Here is a 17606-nt window from a genome sequence, read left to right as displayed (position 1 = left end):
TCGGATGCGGTGTTCGGGCAGGCGCCGCCGTCGGACGGCGTGTACCAACAGGCGTCGCCGTTGGACGGCGCGTACCGCCAGGTGTCGTCGTCAGGCGCCGCGTCCTCGCGGGCGGCGTCGTCGGATGCGGTGTTCGGGCAGGCGCCGCCGTCGGACGGCGTGTACCAACAGGCGTCGCCGTTGGACGGCGCGTACCGCCAGGTGTCGTCGTCAGGTGCCGCGTCCCCGCAGGCGTCGCCGTTGGAGGGTGGGTACCGGCAGGTGTCGTCGTCAGGTGCCGCGTCCCCGCAGGCACCGTCGTCGGAGGGTGGGTACCGGCAGGCGTCGGCGTTCGGCGCCGGGTACCCGCAGGTGTCGCCGTCGGAGGGCGGGTCGGATGCCGTGTACCCGCAGGCCCCGCCGTCGGACGGCGGGTACCGCTCGGCCCCGCCGTTCGACGCCGCGCGGCGGCACCCCCACGAGTCGCCGGCGGCGCGGACGCGGCGGCCCCGGGACATCGCGCCGGGCTGCCGGGACGTGTGGAGCGCGGACCCGGGGAACGGCGGCGCGGACCCGCATCCCGGGCTCGGCGCGGGGCTTCCGGAGCACGGCCCCTATCCGCACCCCGACGAGTCCGCCGGACCCGACGCCGGGGCGCCGTACCCCGCGTACCCGGCCCAGGACCCGTACGGCCCGCCCGGCGCCGCCTACGGCTGGACCGAGCCGCCCGCGCACGCGCCGCAGCGCACGACGCTGTGGCGTACCCCCTCACCGCCCCCGGAGCGGGGGTCGGCCGGTGACCCGGTCGACGTGCTCGCCGAGGCGGCCGGGGCCGATCCCGCGCGGATCGAGGGCTGGCTCGCCGCCATGACCCGGCTCGGGCTGCTGCGCCCCGACGCGGGCGGCCGCCCCCGCTACGCGCACCCGCTGCTGCGCGACGCCGTACTGAGCGGCTGGCCCCGGCCGCGCCGCGAGGCCGTGCACCGGGCGGCGGCGGAGGCGATGCTGCGCCGCGGCGACCGGGTCGAGGCGGTCGCCCGGCACCTGCTGCGCACCCCGGCCGTCGGCCGGTCCTGGGCGCTGCGCGTGCTGCGCGACGCCGTGACCGTCGCTGTGCACGACGCGCGGCCCGCCGACGCCGTCCGCTACCTGAGCCGGGCCCTGGACGAGCCGCTGACCGACGACCTCCGGCAACGGCTGCTGACCGAACTGGGCTCCCTGGAGTACGCGTCGGCCGACACCCCGGCCGCCATCGCGCGGCTCGCCGAGGCCCAGCACCTGCCGGCCGACCCCCGCAACCGGGTACGTACCGCCGTCGCCCTCGGCACCGCCCTGGCCGGGCGCGGTGAGATCCGTACCGCGATGGAGGTGCTGCGCCGCACCGAGGGCCGGCTGTCCGGCCACCCGGGCCTGGCCCGCACCGTGCAGACCGCCACCGCGCTGCTGTCCGACGAGGACCTGGCGACCCGGCAGGAGGTGTACCGGTGGCTGTGCGAGACCGGCCGGCACTCCCCGGAACTGGTCGGCACCGCCGGACAGGCCCTGCTGGTGCGGTACGCGGCGACGGCCGCGCTGATCTCCGCCGACGAGGCGATGGCCCGGGTGCGGGACCTGCTCGCGCAGCCCACCGACCCGCTCGCCGAGCCCTTCCTGCTCGGCACGGCCGCCGCGGTCGCCCAGTGGGCCGACGAACTCGACGAGGCCGAGCGGCTCGTGGAACGCGGCCTGGCCGGACAGCACCCCGCCCTGCTGCACCCGATGCACCACGCGCTGCTCAACACCCGCGCCGACATCGTTGCCGCCCGCGGCGACCACGCCCGGCTGCTCGCCCTCGCCGCCGACCCCGGGCCCGGCCCCGGCCCCGGCCCCACCAACCGGGACGCCCACGCCCTGATGGCCCTGGTCCACACCGGCCGCACCGACGAGGCACTGCGCCACGCCGACCGCTTCGACCTGCGCGAGGTGCCGGAGAACTGGGAGCTGAACCGCTACCTGTACGCGCGGGGCGTGCTGCGTGCCGCCACCGGCGACCCGGCGGGCGCCCTGCACGACTTCCTGGAGTGCGGACGCCGCCAGGCGGCCCGCGAGGTGATCAGCCCCGTCGTCACCCCGTGGCGGACCGCCGTCGCGGAGTGCCGGCTGGCGCTGGGCGGCGGCCCCGAGGCGCTGGCCCTGGCGACGGAGGAACTGCGGCTGGCCCGGGTGTGGAACACCCCGCGCACCGTGGGCCGCGCCCTGCGCGTGCTGGGCACCGCGACCGGCGGGCGGCGCGGCCTCGAACTGGCCGAGGAGGCCGTACGGACCCTGCGGGACGCGCCCGCCGACACCGACATGGAGCTGATCCCCGCGCTGCTCGCCCAGGGCCGCCAGCTCCTCGACGCGGGCGAACGCGGACGCGCCAGGGCCCGGTTGCGCGAGGCGGCGGAACTGGCCGAACGCAAGGGCGCCCTGCGCTGGCTCACCCTGGCCGGGCAGGCCCTGCGCGAGGGCGGCGCCCGCGGCTCGGTGGCGTCCCGCACCGGCGCCGGGGCGCTGACCGGCAGCGAGCGCCGGATCGCCGAACTGGCCGCCGACGGCCGCACCAACACCGAGATCGCCGACCTGCTGCATCTCGCCCGGCGCACCGTGGAGACCCACCTGACCAGCACCTACCGCAAGCTGCGGATACGGCGCAGGACGGAACTGCCGGGCGCCCTGGAGCGCGGCGTACGCGAACGGGAGCCGCACCCCGACACCCGCTGCTGAGGACCGCCGGTGACTTCCGCGGTCCTCACAGGGCGCGCAGCAGCCGTCCGATCTCCAGCTGCTCCGTCTCCAGCGGGTCGCCGTCCTCGACGTTCCACAGGCTGTTCTGGAGCACGCGGCCCAGCGACCAGGCGCGGGCCCGCTCCCGGTCGAGGCCGAGGACGTCGGTCAGGGCGTCGAACCGCCACCGGGTCTCGTCCGGGTCGTAGCGGTTGTCCAGGGCGGGCAGCAGGTCGAACCCGGGGTCGCCGGCCAGCGGCTTGGGGTCGATGGCCAGCCAGGGGGCGCGGTCCGCGGCGAGGACGTTCTCGTAGTGCAGGTCCCAGTGCAGCAGCCGGTCGCCCGGCTCGTCGGCGACCTCGCGCACGGCCGCGGCGCAGTCGGCGACCAGCCGCCGGTCCGCCGGGTCCGGGATGCGCTCCAGCGTGTCGGGCGTCCGCTCCAGCATGCCCCGCGCGACGTCCCCGAGGCGGCGCACACCGGGCGGGGCGGGCGTCGCGGTGAGGTGGGCCAGCAGCCGGGCGATGACCAGGACGGCCTCGCGGGAGTCCTCGACGTGGCTGAGCATCCGGCCGGAGTCCAGGCGCTCCAGGAGCATGGTGCCGGTGGCCGCGTCGTGGTCGAGCAGCCGCACCGCGCCGTCCCCGTCCCACACCCGCAGCGCGAGGGGCTCGCCCTCGGTCTCCGCGTCGAGGATCTGGAGCTTCAGCACGGCCTCGGTACCGTCCCGGCGCACGACCGGCAGCACCAGTGCCGCCCATCCGTGCATCGAGGGCCCGTCCAGCCGCAGCTCCCACCGCTCCAGGAACCCGGCCGCCAGCGCGGGCAGCCCGTCGACGAAGGCCCGCCCGGCCTCCCCGTTGTACTTCGCCTGCGCGGCCACGAGTCGTTCGGGTACGTCGATCACACCGCCGGACGCTACCGGCGAGCGGGGCCCGCGGTCACGCGGATATCCCCTCAGCCCACCGGCTCCCGCACCGCCCGCTCGGCCGGCAGCCCGTGCTTCGGCGCCTTCGCCGTCACCATCACCCCGGCGACCAGCCCCGCGAGGAGCATGACGCCGGCGGCCACCCAGATCGCCACCGTGTACCCGTGCACGATCCCCTCCCGCACGATCAGCTCCCGCTGGGAGGGATCGGTGAGGTGCGCCGTGATCCACGACGCGCTCGTGCTGGTCGCGATGGTGTTGAGCAGAGCCGTGCCGATCGAGCCGCCCACCTGCTGCGAGGTGTTGACCGTCGCGGAGGTCACGCCGGAGTCCTTCGGGGCGACCCCCGCGGTGGCCGTGGAGAACACCGGCATGAAGGTCAGGCCCATGCCGAGGCCCATCAGGAGCAGCGCCGGGAGGATCTCGGAGGCGTACGCCGAGTGCACGGTGATCCGGGTGAGGATCACCATGCCGCCGGAGGCGAGGAGCATGCCGGGGACCATCAGCATGCGCGGGCCCACGTGCGGCAGCAGCCGGGCCGAGATCTGGGTGGAGCCCACGACGATCGCGGCGGTCAGCGGCAGGAACGCCAGGCCGGTCCGCACCGGGGAGTAGCCGAGGATGACCTGGAGGTAGTAGGTCATGAACAGGAACAACCCGAACATGCCGATGACCGCCAGCATCATCGTCAGGAAGCACCCGGCGCGGTTGCGCTCCCGGATGACGTGCAGCGGCAGCAGCGGCGTCGCCGCCCGGGTCTGCCACCACACGAAAGTGGCCAGCAGCACCACGGCCAGGCCGAACAGCGCCAGCACCAGCGGGTCGGTCCAGCCGCGCGGCTGGGCCTCGCTGAAGCCGTAGACGAGGGCGACGAGACCGCCGCAGCCGAGGACCACACCGGGCACGTCGAGCCGGGCGTCGGCATGTCCGGGCCGGTCGTGCAGCAGGACGAAGGCGCCGATCACCGCGACGACGGCGATGGGGATGTTGACGTACAGGCACCAGCGCCAGTTCAGGTACTCGGTGAGCACGCCGCCGACGATGAAGCCGATCGCCGAACCGCTGCCGGCCAGCGCGCCGTAGATGCCGAAGGCCTTCCCGCGTTCCCTCGGGTCGGTGAAGGTCGTCGTCAGCAGGGACAGCGCGGACGGCGCGAGGACGGCGGCGAAGACGCCCTGGAGGGCGCGGGCGCCGAAGAGCATCGCCGAGGTCGTGGCGGCGCCGCCGATCGCGGAGGCGACGGCGAAGCCGATCAGCCCGATGACGAAGGTGCGTTTGCGTCCCACCAGGTCCGCGACCCGCCCGCCGAGCAGCAGCAGACCGCCGAACGCGAGGGTGTACGCGGTGATCACCCACTGCCGGTTGGCGTCGGAGATGCCCAGGTCGCGCTGCGCCGAGGGCAGCGCGATGTTCACGATCGTCGCGTCGAGGACGACCATCAGCTGGGCCAGGGCGATCACCACCAGCCCCCACCAGCGGCGGGGGTCGGCCTCCGCCGGCGCGGCGGGTCCACCTGTCGGGGAGCCACTCATCTGGCCAGAAGACCACGGATCGGGACGTATCGCATCCCCGTCGCGCGGCCCGCGCCGCTCGTCGTCGGTCATGGCTCCAGGACCACCTTTCCGGTCGTCGCCCGGTTCTCCAGGGCGCGGTGCGCGGCGGCGGCGTCGGCCAGCGGGAAGCGCCGCACGGCCGGGACGAGCCGCCCCTGCGCGGCCTCGGCGAGGGCGCGCAGTTCGAGGGTGCGTACGGGGTCGGCGCCGCCGGCCTGCCGCATCATCACGGGGCCGAGCACCTGCTGGGAGACGCCGTCGACGAGGTACGGGGTGCCGTCGCGCAGGCCCTCGCCCGACCAGCCGAAGACCAGGTGCCGCCCGCCGGGCCCGAGCAGGGCGACGGCCTCGCGGGCCACCTCCCCGCCGACGCCGTCGAAGACGACGGTCGCCGCCCGGCCACCGAGGTGGGCGCGGACCTTCGCCGGCCACCCGGGTTCCCGGTAGTCGACGGCGAGATCGGCGCCGTTCGCGGCGACCAGCGCGGTCTTCTCCGGGCCGCCGGCGAGCCCGACCACCGTGGCGCCGGTGTTCTTCGCGTACTGCACCAGCAGGGTGCCGATGCCGCCCGCGGCGGCCGGGACCACGGCCACCGCGCCGGGACCCAGCTCGGCGAACTGCACGATACCCATCGCCGTACGCCCGGTGCCGACCATGGCGACGGCCTCGGCGAAGTCCAGGGCGGCGGGGATCTCGTGGACGCGGGCGAGGTCGGCGACGGCGAGTTCGGCGTAGCCGCCGGGCGCGAAGCCGAGGTGGGCGACCACGCGCCTGCCCAGCCAGCCGTCCGGCGTGCCCGCCCCGAGGGCGTCGACGACGCCGGCCACCTCGCGCCCGGGGATCGTGGGCAGCTCGGGAAGCGCGGGCGCCGGGCCCTGGAGGCCCTCCCGCAGGGCGGTGTCCAGGAGGTGGACGCCCGCCGCGCGGACGGCGACGCGGACCTGGCCGGGGCCCGGCACCGGGTCCTCCACCTCGTCCAGGACGAGGTTCCCGGCCGGGCCGAAGGCGTGCAGTCGGATGGCGTGCATGACGGTCCCCCAGGGGAAGAGTGCGCGGCTACGGGCTGCTGTGGACCCCACCCAACGACCTCAAGCGTGCTTGAGGTCAAGCTCGCGCCGGCCGAGGGCGAGGGAGACCGCCGTCAGGGCGCTGTTGAAGGAGACCTCGGAGAGCAGCCCGGGGGAGGCGACCTGGTCACCGGCGAGGTACACGCCGTCGCCGCGATCGACGGCGGGCCGGTCGCGCCAGGTGGTGCCGGGCAGGTCGACGGCGCCGGTACGGCCGTTGGCGACCGCGTCGCGCCGCCAGGTCAGCCGCTCGCGCCAGCCGGGGAACCCCAGGTCGAGCAACTGCTCGGCCCGTGCGGTGCCGTCGGCCTTCGACTCGTGCGGCGCGAGCGGGAGCTGTCCCTGGATCAGCTGCTCGCCCGCCGGTGCGAGCGTGCGGTCCTGCGCCGTGAACCGCTCGATCCACCCCGGCGCGTCCAGGTCGGAGACGGCGAAGGCGTCGCCGCGCCGGGTCCGTACGGCCAGGTCGACCAGGGCGGTGCGGCCGCTGGGCCAGGTCAGCGAGGGGTCGTCCAGCAGGCGGCGGGCCGCGTCGAGGGAGGTGGCGACGATGACCGGGGTGTCGGTGGGCAGGGCGTCCACCCGGGAGAGCGTCTCCATCCGGACCCCGAGGTTCCAGGCCAGCGCGGCCATCCGGTCCACGACCCCGCCCCAGCCGCCGCGCGGGTAGTGCGCCTCGGGCGGCAGCTTGGCGGCCCGGCGCAGCCGCTCCTGCACGAAGGCGGCGGACAGCGACCCCGGATCGTGGTGGAACAGCGCCACCGCGCTGTAGTGGGCGGCGGCCCGCGCGCCCTCCTCGCCCGCGATCCCGGTCGCCCAGGTCAGGAAGTCGGTGTCGACGGGGGCCGGTTCGACCCCCGGGCGCAGCAGCTTCAGCATGGCGAACGGCGGGGTGCGGCGCAGCGCCCCCTTGTGCCGCAGCCGCAGCCGGGCCGCCTCCAGCGGCGGGAGCGGCGCGAGCGGGCCGATCAGGTCGCGTCGGCGCAGCCAGGCCCAGTGCGGGCCGCCGTTGTAGAGGGCGTGCGGGCCGTCGTTGGTCCGGTAGGGGCCGTCGGCGGTCCGGGCCCGTCCGCCGAGCGTGTGGTGGGCCTCGTGGACGGTGACCTTGGCACCCGCCTCGGCGGCGGTGATGGCCGCGGTCAGTCCGGCGAAGCCGCCGCCGATGACGGTGATGCGATGCATGACTCGGGTTCTCCCTCGGATCGGGGTCGCGGTCGGGTCGCCGTGCGCGGCGCCTGTCTGCCCGTACGACGTCCGAGGGGGTGCCGGATGTGACATGCGGCCCGGAGGAAAGGCGGTCCCGCAGGTGGGACGGGTTGTCAGTGGCGGGGTGCAGCATGGGGCCATGGCGAGGAGAGCGGCGGGCACGGCGGGCGGGCGCGGTACGACCACGGTGCGCGGGGCGAGGCGCCCCCAGCTGCGGCTGCCGCCGCTGGAGCCGTACGGGGACGGCGGCGGACTGGAGCCGGACGGGGACTACGACGCGCTGGAGTTCCGGGAGACGGACCTCACCGGCCAGGACGGCGCGGGCGCCCGCTTCATGGACTGCGCGCTGACGGGCTGCGCGCTGGACGAGGCGTCGCTGCCCCGGGCCCGGCTGCTCGACACCCGCCTCACCGGCGTCCGGGGCGTCGGCACGAATCTCGCGGAGGCGACCCTGCGCGACGTCGAGCTGCTCGACGCCCGCCTCGGCGGCACCCAGCTGCACGGGGCCGTGCTGGAACGGGTCCTGGTCCGGGGCGGCAAGATCGACTTTCTCAACCTGCGCCGGGCCCGCCTCAAGGACGTCGTCTTCGAGAGCTGCGTTCTGGTCGAGCCGGACTTCGGGGGCGCCCGCCTGGAACGGGTCGAGTTCGTGGACTGCGCCCTCAAGGACGCCGACCTCAGCGCGGCCACCCTCGTCGACGTCGACCTGCGCGGCGCCGCCCCGCTGGAGCTGGCCCGCGGCGTGGACCGGCTCTCGGGCGCGGTGATCAGCCCCGCCCAGCTCCTCGACCTCGCCCCGGTGCTCGCGGCGGAGCTGGGGGTGCGGGTGCTGGCGGAGGGGTAGGGCGGGTCCGGCGGATCACGCGTGGGCGCGTGCCGCGGTGAGGGCGCGTGCCGCGGTGAGGGCCCGCCGCCTGAGGCCGCCGAACAACACCATCGTGGTGGCGGCCAGGACGTCGTCCCCGTCGATGGTCCGCCGGTCCCCCGTGCGGGTGGACAGGGCCCCGAGGAGATCCTTGGGGAACGGGAGCGCGGCCGCTTCGTCCGGCGTCCCCAGGACGACCGTGCCGAAGCGTTTGAGCCCGCCGTCGCGGACGACCACGGCCGCGCCCCGGGCGAGGTCCGTCAGGAACACGCTCGCGATGCCGTCCAGGTCGCGGACCACCCTGGGGGCGGCCGTCGTCCCCAGGCTCCGCAGCAGCCTCCTGACCCCGGCCTCGAACCGGTGGGCACCGGCCACGGCACTCGGTGTGCGCGGCCCCCTGCGCTGACGAAGGGGGACGAGGACACCGTCGGCGTCGTACAGGTCACCCATCCGGCAGCGGAACGTCGGGCTGTGCTCGTACCACGGGCCCCCCACCTGCAGCTCGACGTCGCGGTCGGTCGCCGAGATCAGGTCCCCGGGTATCAGCTTCTTCCGGGACTGCTCCGCCGCCGCCCTCCGCGCGCCGTCGACGATCTCCGTCAGCACCGTCCGCGTCACCGACGCGGCGGCCCACGCGGCCGACCGGGAGACGTGCAGCGGGGTCACGTCCCGGAACACCGCTTTGACGAGGGCGGGCCTGAACGGCTCGGGCCGTGCGGTCGTCATCGGAAGTGACGCTCCTTGCTGTCTAGGCGGAGGGCATCCGCGGGAAACGGGACTGGAGGGTCCACACGGCCGGGTTGTCCGCCAGGTCCTCGTGCAGGTCGGTGAGGTCGGCGAGCAGGTCGTGCAGGAAGTCACGGGCCTCGCGGCGCAGTTCGGTGTGGGAGAAGGACAGCGGGCGTTCGGTCTCGGGCAGCCACTCCGCCTCGATGTCGACCCAGCCGAAGCGGCGCTCGAAGAGCAGGCGGTCGGTGGACTCGGTGAAGTCCAGCTCCGCCCGCTGGGGCCGCGCGGCCCGGGAGCCCGCCGGGTCCCGGTCGAGGTGCTCCACGATGTCGCACAGCGCCCAGGCGAAGTCGAGCACCGGCACCCATCCCCAGGCTGTGGACAACTCCCGGTCCGCCGTGGTGTCGGCGAGGTACACGTCCCCGCAGAACAGGTCGTGGCGCAGGGCGTGGACGTCCGCGCGCCGGTAGTCCGTCTGCGGCGGGTCCGGGAAGCGGGTGGAGAGGGCGTAGCCGATGTCGAGCACGCAGATGATGGTGTCACGGACCGCCTGGACCGGTGCGACGCCCGCCACCGCTTCGTCCTCGGCCCTCTCCGACCTGGACCGATCCGGGCGGCCGGGACCGGCGGCCGGATAGGTTGCCCCCGTGATCCTGACCCCGCTGCCCCTCACCCCCGACCACGACATCCCTGGCCCCGTCCTCACCGAACTCACCGCCCTCTACGCCTCCCAGCGCGCCTTCCACGCGCTCAGCGGCGACTTCCCCGACCCGGACGACATCCGCCCGGAGCAGGTGGCGGCCGCGCTCGCCGGTGAACTGGCGCGGCCCGGCGCCGAGGTGCTGCTCGCCCGGGACGCGGGCCGGCTGGCCGGGATCGCGGTGACGCTCGCCCGGCACCCCGACCGGTCCGACCCGGACCCGTGGATCGGGCTGCTGATGGTGGACGCGGGCCTGGCGCGGCAGGGACACGGCAGGCGGCTCGTGTCGCTCGTCGAGGACCGGTTCCGCGCCGCGGGCCGCACCGCCGTACGGCTCGCCGTCCTCGACGGCAACACCGCCGCGCTCGCCTTCTGGACCGCCCTCGGCTACACCGTCCTGGACCACCGCCGCGACCTCGGCGCCGGCCGCCCGTGCACGGTGCTGCGCAGGGAACTGGAGAGCGGCACCCCGCGCACCCCGCGCCGCGCCGCCCGCGTCGCGGTGCTCGACCCCGAGGGCGCGGTCTTCCTCCTGCGCTACGACAACGTCGAGGTCGGCGTGTACTGGGCGATGCCCGGGGGCGGCCTGGAGGCGGACGAGAACCCCCGCGAGGGCGCCCTGCGCGAGGTGCGCGAGGAGACCGGCTGGACCGACCTGGAACCGGGCCCCCTGCTCTGCACCTGGGAACACGACTTCACCCACCTGAGCGTCGGCCCCGTCCGCCAGTACGAGCACATCTACGTCGCCCGGGGCCCCCGCCGCGAGCCCACCGGACCCGACCTCGCCGCCGCCCACGCCGCGGACGGCATCCTCACCTGGCGCTGGTGGAGCCGCGCCGAACTCGCCGAGGCGCCCGAGCCGCTCTGGCCGCCGGACCTGGCCCTGCTGCTCGACGGCTTGGACGGCTTGGACGGCTTCGACGGCTCCGAGGGCTCCCGGGGGTGAGACGGCCGCGGGGGCGGCGGTTCACGGCGTGTCCGGCCGGCCGTCCCCGCGCAGCCAGTCCGCCCAGATCTGCGAGAAGTCATCGTCCGGCGCCGACTTCTCCACGTACGCCGTGAAGTCCCCGGTGTCCGCGTTGCCGTGGCGGTGGGCGGCGGCCCAGCCGTGCAGCAGGTCCCAGAAGGCGTCGTCGCCGACCGTCTCGCGGATCTTGTGCAGGACCATCGCGCCCCGCTGGTAGACCGGGCTCTCCGAGAGGTGCGCCGCGTCGGGCGGGTCCGCGGGCGGGAACGCCCAGATCGAGTCGTTCGCGTCCGCGTCGTCGTAGTACGTGCCGTCGTAGAGCGCGTCGAAGGTCTCCTGGGCGGTGTCGCCGCCGTGGTCCTCCTCCCACAGCCACTCCGCGTAGGTGGCGAAGCCCTCGTTCAGCCACATGTCCCGCCAGGTCTTCGGGCTGACGGAGTTCCCGTACCACTGGTGGGCGAGTTCGTGGACGAGCAGGACGGTGTCGGGAGCGCCCGGGAAGTAGGGCCGGTTCTGGGTCTCCAGGGCGTACTCGGCGTCCTCGTCGCGGTCGACGATCGCGCCGGTGGAGGAGAAGGGGTAGGGGCCGAAGTTCTCCTGCGCCCAGTCGATGATCTCGGGGAGCCGCTTCAGGACCTTCCGGCTCGCGTCGGCCTGGGTCGGGTCGACGGCCGTGTACACCGGCAGGCCGTCGTCCGTGGTGGAGCGGGCGGTCTCCCACTCGCCGACGGCGACGGTGACGACATGGCTCGCCATCGGCTCGGCGGTGTGCCAGGTGAACGTCGTACGGCCGTCCCGGGTCCGCTCGTCGCGCAACTCGCCGTTGGAGACCACGCCGAGGCCCTCCGGCACGGTCATCGCCAGGTCGTACGTCGCCTTGTCGGAGGGGTGGTGGCTGCCGGGGAACCAGGCCATCGAGCCCGTCGGCTCACCCAGCCCGACCGCGCCGTCGGCGGTGGGCAGCCAGCCCTCCTCGGAGTCGTCGGGATCGGTGATCGTCTCCGGCTCGCCCGAGTACCGGACCCTCACGCGGAACGTCTCCCCCTTGGTCAGCTCCTCGGCCGGGCGGACGGTCAGCTCCTGTCCGGCCCGGTTGAAGCGGGCGTCCCGGCCCTCGACGGTGACCGACTCGACGTCCAGGCCCTTGAGGTCGAGGTCGAAGGCGGACAGGTCCCGGGTCGCGCGGGCGGTGATCGTCGCGCTGCCGCTGAGACGCCCGGCCTCGGCGTCGGTATCGGGGTCGTAGTCCAGGACCAGGTCGTAGTGGCCGATGTCGTAGCCGCCGTTGCCCGCCTTGGGGAAGTACGGGTCGCGCACGCCCGAGCCGCCGGGGGTGCCGTCGACCGCGCCACCGCCACTGCACGCCGCGAGGGCGAGGACGGTGGCGGCGGCTACGAGGAGACGGGGGGTGGGGGTGCGCACCACGTGATCCTATGGGGCGTTTCACGTGAAACGCCCGCTGGGGCCGCCTGTTGGGGCCCGCCCGCCGGGTCGCTGACCCCCGCTCAGTTCAGCGCCGCCGCGCCGGCCTGGGCGAACTTCTCGTCCAGGGTGCCGGACGGAGCACCCGCGACACCGATGCCGGCGATCGGCGCCTTGCCCGCGGTGACCGGGACACCGCCGGCCAGGAACAGGGTGCCCGGGATGTCCTTCAGGTTCGGGGCGTTCTTCAGGCGGCCCTCCAGCTCACTGGTCGGGGCGTTCCAGGAGACGGCCGTGTACGCCTTCCGCTCCGCCGACTCGTAGGACTGCGGACCGGCGCCGTCACCGCGCAGGGTGACGATCGTGTTGCCGTTGCGGTCGACGACCGCGACCGTGACCCGCTGGCCCTCCTTCTCGGCGGCCTTCAGCGCGGCCTGCGCGGCCTCGGTGGCGGCGTCGGTCGTCAGGTGCGTGGAGGTGGTGGTGTCGCGCTTGCCGGCCGCGGCGGGGGCGGCGGACACCGCGGCGTCCTGGGCGGCCTCGGGCGCGGAGGCGTTCGCGGCCACCGTGCCGAAGGTGCCGGCGGCGACGGCGGCGAGCACGGCACCGCCGGTGGCGAGGCGGGCACGACGGGAGAGGGTCTTCTTCATGGTGGTCTGCTCCTCGGGGTGAGGTCGGGCGGGTTCGTGCTCTCCACTCTCCGGCCCGTACCGGGGGCGCGCGGTCGCCGTTCCGGCTGCTCGTGGGCGACGGAACGGGCGACGGCGGGGTCGTCCGATCGGTTGACCCACGGGGCGTCCGAAGAGGGCACCATGGGAGTGTTCGCGCAGCTCAGCGGTCCTCTGCGGCACGTTGGGGAGCAGCGCGGCAGGAGAGACGGGCCAAAGGAGGCGGGTGACGGATGCCGAAGCCGTACGACCACCCGGACACCCGGTGGCTCGGGGCCGTCATGCACGGGGCGTTCTTCCTGCTGCTCGGCGGTGCCCTGGCCCGCTTCCTGCTGCGCCACCCCGGGGAGCCCCGCACCCCGTGGATCATCGCCCTGTCCCTCGCCCTCGCCTTGCTGCACCTGCTCGGGCCCGCCCTCAGCGGGCCCGCGCCGTCCGCTCCCGCCGTCCCGCCCGCCCGGCGGCGCCTGGCCTGGCTGGGCCTGGTCGTCGTGGTGTGGATGGTGCTGGTCGTGCTGGCGCCCAGCTTCGCCTGGTGCGCGGTGCCCCTCTTCTACACCGGCCTGCGCACCCTGCCCGCCCGGGCGGCGCTGGTCCTGGTCACCGTCCTGACGGTGTTCGTCGTCGCCGCGCAACTGCGGCTCGCGGGGGGCTTCGACCCCAACCTGCTGCTCGCCCCGCCCGCCGTCGCCGCCATCGCCGCGGCCGTGTTCCTGCACACCGAACGGCAGGCCGCCCGGCAGCGCGCCCTGATCGACGACCTGATCCGCACCCGCCGCGAACTGGCCGCCTCCGAACGCCGCGAGGGCACCCTCGCCGAACGCCAGCGGCTCTCCATGGAGATCCACGACAGCCTCGCCCAGGGCCTGTCCAGCCAGCGGATGCTGCTCCAGGCCGCCGAGCGGGTCTGGGAGTCCGACCCGGGCAAGGCCCGCACCCACGTCCGGGGCGCTGCCTCCGTCGCCGAGCACAACCTGGCCGAGGCCCGCCGCTTCGTCCACGACCTGGCCCCGGCCGACCTCGCCCGCGGCGGCGGACTGGAGGCGGCGCTGCGGGCGCTGGCCGCGCGGGAGTCCGGCGACCGGCTCACCGTCCGCGTCCACGTCGACGACGGCGCCCGCGTCCCGCCGCTGCCCGACCGCGTCCAGTCGGCGCTGCTGCGCATCGCCCAGGGCGCGCTGGCCAACGTCCGGGAGCACGCGGGCGCGACCAGCGCCGCGCTCAGCCTCACCCTGCTCGACGACGAGGTCGTCCTGGACGTCACCGACGACGGGCACGGCTTCGACCCGGCGGCGCCCACCGACGCCCCCGCCGGGATGCGCGGGCACGGACTGCCCGCCATGCACGCCCGGTTGCGCCAGCTGGGCGGCACCCTGACCGTCGAGTCCGCGCCCGGCGAGGGCACCGCCCTGTCCGCAGCCGTCCCCCTGGACCCGCCCCGAACCGACCCGGCGGACCCGCCGGACCCGGCCGACCCGCAGGAGGCACCCCGATGACCGACCCGGCAGACGGCGGGCCCGCCCCCGTGCGCGTCCTGGTCTGCGACGACCACGTCGTCGTACGCGCCGGACTGCTCGCCCTGCTCGACAGCGCCCCCGGCATCGAGGTGGTCGGCGAGGCGGGCACCGGTGAGGAGGCGCTCGCGCTCGCCGCACGGCTGGCGCCGGACGTCGTCCTGATGGACCTTCAGCTCGGCGCGGGCATCGACGGCGTGGAGACCACCCGCCGCCTCACCACGGGCACCGGCCGCACGCCGCACGTCCTCGTCCTGACCACGTACGACACCGACGCCGACATCACCCGCGCCATCGAGGCGGGCGCGACCGGCTACCTGCTGAAGGCCGAACGCCCCGAGGAACTGTTCGCCGCCCTCCACGCCGCCGCCCAGGGCCGTACCGCCCTGTCCGGGCCGGTCGCGGGCCGGGTCATGGCCAACCTGCGCAAGCCGCGCCCCGCCCTCACCGACCGCGAGCGCGACATCCTGGCCCAGCTCGCCACCGGCCTCGGCAACCGGGAGATCGCCCGCGCCCTGTTCATCAGCGAGGCCACGGTGAAGACGCATCTGCGCCGGATCTACGACAAGCTCGGCGTCGACACCCGCGCGGGCGCGGTCGCGGTGGCCAAGGAGCAGCGCCTGCTGCCGTGAGGGACGCCGAAGGCCCCCCGGCCGGACGTCCGGGGGGCCTTCGTACGGGAACGAACGGGCGGTGAACGTCAGACGTTCACGCCGAAGTCCTGGGCGATGCCCACCAGGCCCGAGGCGTAGCCCTGGCCGACGGCGCGGAACTTCCACTCGGCGCCGTTGCGGTACAGCTCGCCGAAGACCATGGCGGTCTCGGTGGCCGCGTCCTCGGACAGGTCGTAGCGGGCGATCTCGGCGCCGCCGGCCTGGTTGACGATGCGGATGTAGGCGTTGCGCACCTGGCCGAAGTTCTGCGAGCGGTTCTCCGCGTCGTAGATCGAGACCGGGAAGACGATCTTCTCGATGTCGGCCGGCAGACCGGCCAGGTTGACGTTGATCGCCTCGTCGTCGCCGGCGCCCTCGCCGGTGCGGTTGTCACCGGTGTGGACGATCGTGTTGTCCGGCGTCTGCTTGTTGTTGAAGAAGACGAAATGGGCGTCGGAGTAGACCTTGCCCTGCGTGTTGACCGCGATCGCGGAGGCGTCGAGGTCGAAGTCGGTGCCGGTGGTGGTGCGGACGTCCCAGCCGAGGCCCACGGTGACTTCGGTCAGGCCCGGAGCCTCCTTGGTGAGCGAGACGTTGCCACCCTTGGACAGGCTTACAGCCATTGTTGGGAGTCCCTTCCCTCGTTTACGTACGGCAAGAAAGCTACAGCTACCACCATGAACGACGAGAGGGGTCCACAAGGTTCCGCCTCTCTTTACTTTCTTTACCGAGACCGAGACCGAGACCGAGAGCGGCACCGGGACCTGAACGGGTCCGGGATATTCGGGTGACGCGGGCCGTCCGCGGGCGGGACCATGGACGGCATGTCCGGTCCCCATGTCATCCGCGGCTCCGTCTCCCTGCCCGAGGCCGAGCTGGTCTGGCGTTTCTCGCGCTCCTCGGGGCCCGGCGGGCAGCACGTCAACACCACGGACACGGCGGTGGAGCTGCGCTTCGACCTGGCGCGGACCGACGCCCTGCCCGAGGTGTGGAAGCGGCGGGCGTTGGAGCGGCTGGCCGGGCGCCTGTCCGACGGGGTCGTCACCGTCCGCGCCTCCGAGCACCGCTCCCAGTGGCGCAACCGGGAGGCCGCCGCCGTGCGCCTGGCCGCCCTCCTCGCCGAGGCCACCGCGCCGCCGCCCAGGCCCCGCAGGCCGACCCGCATACCGCGCGGCATCAACGAACGCCGGCTGCGGGAGAAGAAGCAGCGCTCGCAGACCAAGCGGGGGCGCTCCGCGCGGGACTGGGACTGACCGGCGGGGGACGCGTCTCAGTCCAGCTCCAGCACGCCGACCGTCTCCTCCTCGGCCTTCTCCCCGTTCGGACGGAAGCCGAGGCCCAGGTAGAAGTTCTCGGGACCGTCCTCGCCGGGGTGCCAGGTGACGAAGCACTCCCTGCCGCCGCGGCGCCGGATCTCGGCAGCCACCGACTCCACCGCGAAGCGGCCGTACCCCCGGCCCTGCTCCCCGGCGGCGATGTTCAGGCGCCACAGCCCCGAGCGCAGCGCGCTGCCGTCGTCGTACCAGTCGATGCCGAAGAAGCCCATGAGGAAGCCGACGGGGCGGTCGCCGTCGCGGATCAGGCGGGGCCAGGCCGTCTCGGGGTGGACGTAGGCCTCGGCGAGGGACTTCACCACCGGGTCCACGGCGAATTCCTGCTCGGGGCGCACCCGTACGGCGAGGGCGGCCTCGAGGTTCGCGGGGGTGATCTTCTCCAGGCGGAGCGCGGTGCCGGTCGTCATGCGCGCACCCTAGGTCGGCACCCGCCCACCGGACGAGCCGTTTACCGCTCGGCCCGCTTGCCGCTCAGCCCGTTACTGCTCAGCCCAGCTGCCGGTACCGGCCCCGGAAGTACGTCAGCGGCCCCCCGTCCGCGCTGGGCAGTGTGGCGGTCAGCACTCGGCCGATCACCAGGGTGTGGTCGCCGGCCGGCACCCGCTGCTCGGTGCGGCACTCCAGGGTCGCCAGGGCGCCGCCCGCCAGGGGCGCCCCGGTCGCCTCGCCCCGCGTGTACGGGATGTCCGCGAACAGGAGGCGGTCGCTGATCCGGCCCTTCATCGCGAAGCGGCCCGCGATGTGCCGCTGGCTCTCGGTGAGCACGGAGACCGCCCACAGGGGCTGCTCGGCCAGCAGGTCGTCCATGCGGGAGCCCTCGCGCAGGCTGACCAGGACCAGGGGCGGGTCCAGGGAGACCGACATGAAGGCGGTGGCCGTCATGCCGACGTCCTCGCCGCGCGGTGCCAGCGGGTCGTCGGGGTCCAGCGACGGCTCCTGCGCGGTCACCAGGACCACGCCCGAGGCCAGCCGGGACATGGCGGCACGGAACTCCTCGTTGCTCACCCCCTCAGCATGCCCGGAGGCGGGCGGGGGCAACGGGGCCGCGGGGGCCGCGGAGGACCCGGGATATGTGAGAGACGGAGTGTTCGGCACCCCGTCACGCTAATCTCCGGGGCACGGGCGGGGCATCGGGCCCCGGTCCTAACCGGGTCCTAGGACCACGGAAGGAGACGTGCGCATACCTGCACACTCTGCCTTCGGTAAAAGCACCGGTAAAACGCGGAAAACGCAGAAACCCCACTCAATTGTTCATGTTTCGCTGTGACTTGAGTCA

At 74.7% G+C, this 17606-nt stretch carries 17 protein-coding genes; 6 read left to right on the top strand and 11 right to left on the bottom strand.

Annotation, left to right across the window (positions count from 1 at the left end; all coding sequences use genetic code 11):
- Nucleotides 1-2724: LuxR C-terminal-related transcriptional regulator (locus ACIRGB_RS16250; protein ID WP_403864478.1), on the top strand; the 2724-nt coding region annotated here is incomplete at its 5' end.
- Nucleotides 2725-2749: 25 nt separating this feature from the next.
- On the opposite strand, the gene ACIRGB_RS16245 is transcribed toward ACIRGB_RS16250, so the two are convergent.
- The 4 genes from ACIRGB_RS16245 to ACIRGB_RS16230 form a co-directional block, all read right to left on the bottom strand.
- Nucleotides 2750-3685, bottom strand: coding sequence for an aminoglycoside phosphotransferase family protein (locus tag ACIRGB_RS16245; protein ID WP_403864890.1), 936 nt, complete (start codon nucleotides 3683-3685; stop codon nucleotides 2750-2752).
- Complete coding sequence (locus tag ACIRGB_RS16240) at nucleotides 3682-5184, bottom strand: MFS transporter (protein ID WP_403864475.1); 1503 nt, start codon at nucleotides 5182-5184, stop codon at nucleotides 3682-3684. The genes ACIRGB_RS16245 and ACIRGB_RS16240 overlap by 4 nt, the downstream gene beginning before the upstream one ends.
- 68 nt (nucleotides 5185-5252) lie before the next feature.
- On the bottom strand, nucleotides 5253-6233 hold the full coding sequence (locus tag ACIRGB_RS16235) for a zinc-binding dehydrogenase (protein ID WP_403864472.1): 981 nt from the start codon (nucleotides 6231-6233) through the stop codon (nucleotides 5253-5255).
- Nucleotides 6234-6293: 60 nt separating this feature from the next.
- The gene (locus ACIRGB_RS16230; protein WP_403864469.1) at nucleotides 6294-7454 is read right to left on the bottom strand and encodes an NAD(P)-binding protein; all 1161 of its coding nucleotides are present in this window, start codon (nucleotides 7452-7454) and stop codon (nucleotides 6294-6296) included.
- A 163-nt stretch (nucleotides 7455-7617) separates the two neighbouring features.
- Between ACIRGB_RS16230 and ACIRGB_RS16225 the strand changes: the two genes are divergently transcribed.
- Complete coding sequence (locus tag ACIRGB_RS16225) at nucleotides 7618-8322, top strand: pentapeptide repeat-containing protein (protein ID WP_403864466.1); 705 nt, start codon at nucleotides 7618-7620, stop codon at nucleotides 8320-8322.
- Nucleotides 8323-8337: 15 nt separating this feature from the next.
- Here the strand turns inward: ACIRGB_RS16225 and ACIRGB_RS16220 are convergent, their stop codons facing one another.
- Together ACIRGB_RS16220 and ACIRGB_RS16215 are read right to left on the bottom strand one after the other, a co-directional pair.
- Entirely contained in the window at nucleotides 8338-9069 is a 732-nt protein-coding gene (locus ACIRGB_RS16220; RefSeq protein ID WP_403864462.1) for a hypothetical protein, read from the bottom strand.
- A gap of 22 nt (nucleotides 9070-9091) precedes the next feature.
- A complete protein-coding gene (locus tag ACIRGB_RS16215) occupies nucleotides 9092-9598 on the bottom strand; it encodes a hypothetical protein (RefSeq protein WP_403864887.1) in 507 nt (168 codons plus the stop codon).
- A 121-nt stretch (nucleotides 9599-9719) separates the two neighbouring features.
- On the opposite strand from ACIRGB_RS16215, the gene ACIRGB_RS16210 reads away from it, so the two are divergent.
- Nucleotides 9720-10718: a GNAT family N-acetyltransferase gene (locus tag ACIRGB_RS16210; RefSeq protein ID WP_403864460.1), complete on the top strand. Its 999-nt coding sequence runs from the start codon at nucleotides 9720-9722 to the stop codon at nucleotides 10716-10718.
- A gap of 21 nt (nucleotides 10719-10739) precedes the next feature.
- Here the strand turns inward: ACIRGB_RS16210 and ACIRGB_RS16205 are convergent, their stop codons facing one another.
- Together ACIRGB_RS16205 and ACIRGB_RS16200 are read right to left on the bottom strand one after the other, a co-directional pair.
- Nucleotides 10740-12161 carry a M1 family metallopeptidase gene (locus tag ACIRGB_RS16205; RefSeq protein ID WP_403864457.1) on the bottom strand — a complete coding sequence of 474 codons (1422 nt, stop codon included), beginning with the start codon at nucleotides 12159-12161 and terminating at the stop codon, nucleotides 10740-10742.
- Between the two features lie 83 nt (nucleotides 12162-12244).
- A complete protein-coding gene (locus tag ACIRGB_RS16200) occupies nucleotides 12245-12811 on the bottom strand; it encodes a heme-binding protein (protein WP_403864454.1) in 567 nt (188 codons plus the stop codon).
- A gap of 251 nt (nucleotides 12812-13062) precedes the next feature.
- On the opposite strand from ACIRGB_RS16200, the gene ACIRGB_RS16195 reads away from it, so the two are divergent.
- Nucleotides 13063-14325, top strand: coding sequence for a sensor histidine kinase (locus tag ACIRGB_RS16195; RefSeq protein WP_403864452.1), 1263 nt, complete (start codon nucleotides 13063-13065; stop codon nucleotides 14323-14325).
- On the top strand, nucleotides 14322-14975 hold the full coding sequence (locus ACIRGB_RS16190) for a response regulator (protein WP_403864449.1): 654 nt from the start codon (nucleotides 14322-14324) through the stop codon (nucleotides 14973-14975). Before ACIRGB_RS16195 ends, ACIRGB_RS16190 begins: the two co-directional genes overlap by 4 nt.
- A 68-nt stretch (nucleotides 14976-15043) precedes the next feature.
- Here ACIRGB_RS16190 and ACIRGB_RS16185 read toward each other — a convergent pair whose 3' ends face one another.
- Nucleotides 15044-15619 carry a TerD family protein gene (locus tag ACIRGB_RS16185; protein ID WP_133888889.1) on the bottom strand — a complete coding sequence of 192 codons (576 nt, stop codon included), beginning with the start codon at nucleotides 15617-15619 and terminating at the stop codon, nucleotides 15044-15046.
- A gap of 192 nt (nucleotides 15620-15811) precedes the next feature.
- Between ACIRGB_RS16185 and arfB the strand changes: the two genes are divergently transcribed.
- Entirely contained in the window at nucleotides 15812-16249 is a 438-nt protein-coding gene (gene arfB / locus ACIRGB_RS16180) for an alternative ribosome rescue aminoacyl-tRNA hydrolase ArfB (RefSeq protein ID WP_403864445.1), read from the top strand.
- A gap of 17 nt (nucleotides 16250-16266) precedes the next feature.
- Here arfB and ACIRGB_RS16175 read toward each other — a convergent pair whose 3' ends face one another.
- Together ACIRGB_RS16175 and ACIRGB_RS16170 are read right to left on the bottom strand one after the other, a co-directional pair.
- A complete protein-coding gene (locus ACIRGB_RS16175; protein ID WP_403864443.1) occupies nucleotides 16267-16737 on the bottom strand; it encodes a GNAT family N-acetyltransferase in 471 nt (156 codons plus the stop codon).
- A 79-nt stretch (nucleotides 16738-16816) separates the two neighbouring features.
- Complete coding sequence (locus tag ACIRGB_RS16170; RefSeq protein ID WP_403864440.1) at nucleotides 16817-17425, bottom strand: flavin reductase family protein; 609 nt, start codon at nucleotides 17423-17425, stop codon at nucleotides 16817-16819.
- Nucleotides 17426-17606 lie beyond the last annotated feature (181 nt).

Source organism: Streptomyces sp. NPDC102490 (assembly GCF_044765285.1).
GTDB lineage: Bacteria > Actinomycetota > Actinomycetes > Streptomycetales > Streptomycetaceae > Streptomyces.
This window is presented reverse-complemented; position numbering and strand designations above follow the sequence as displayed.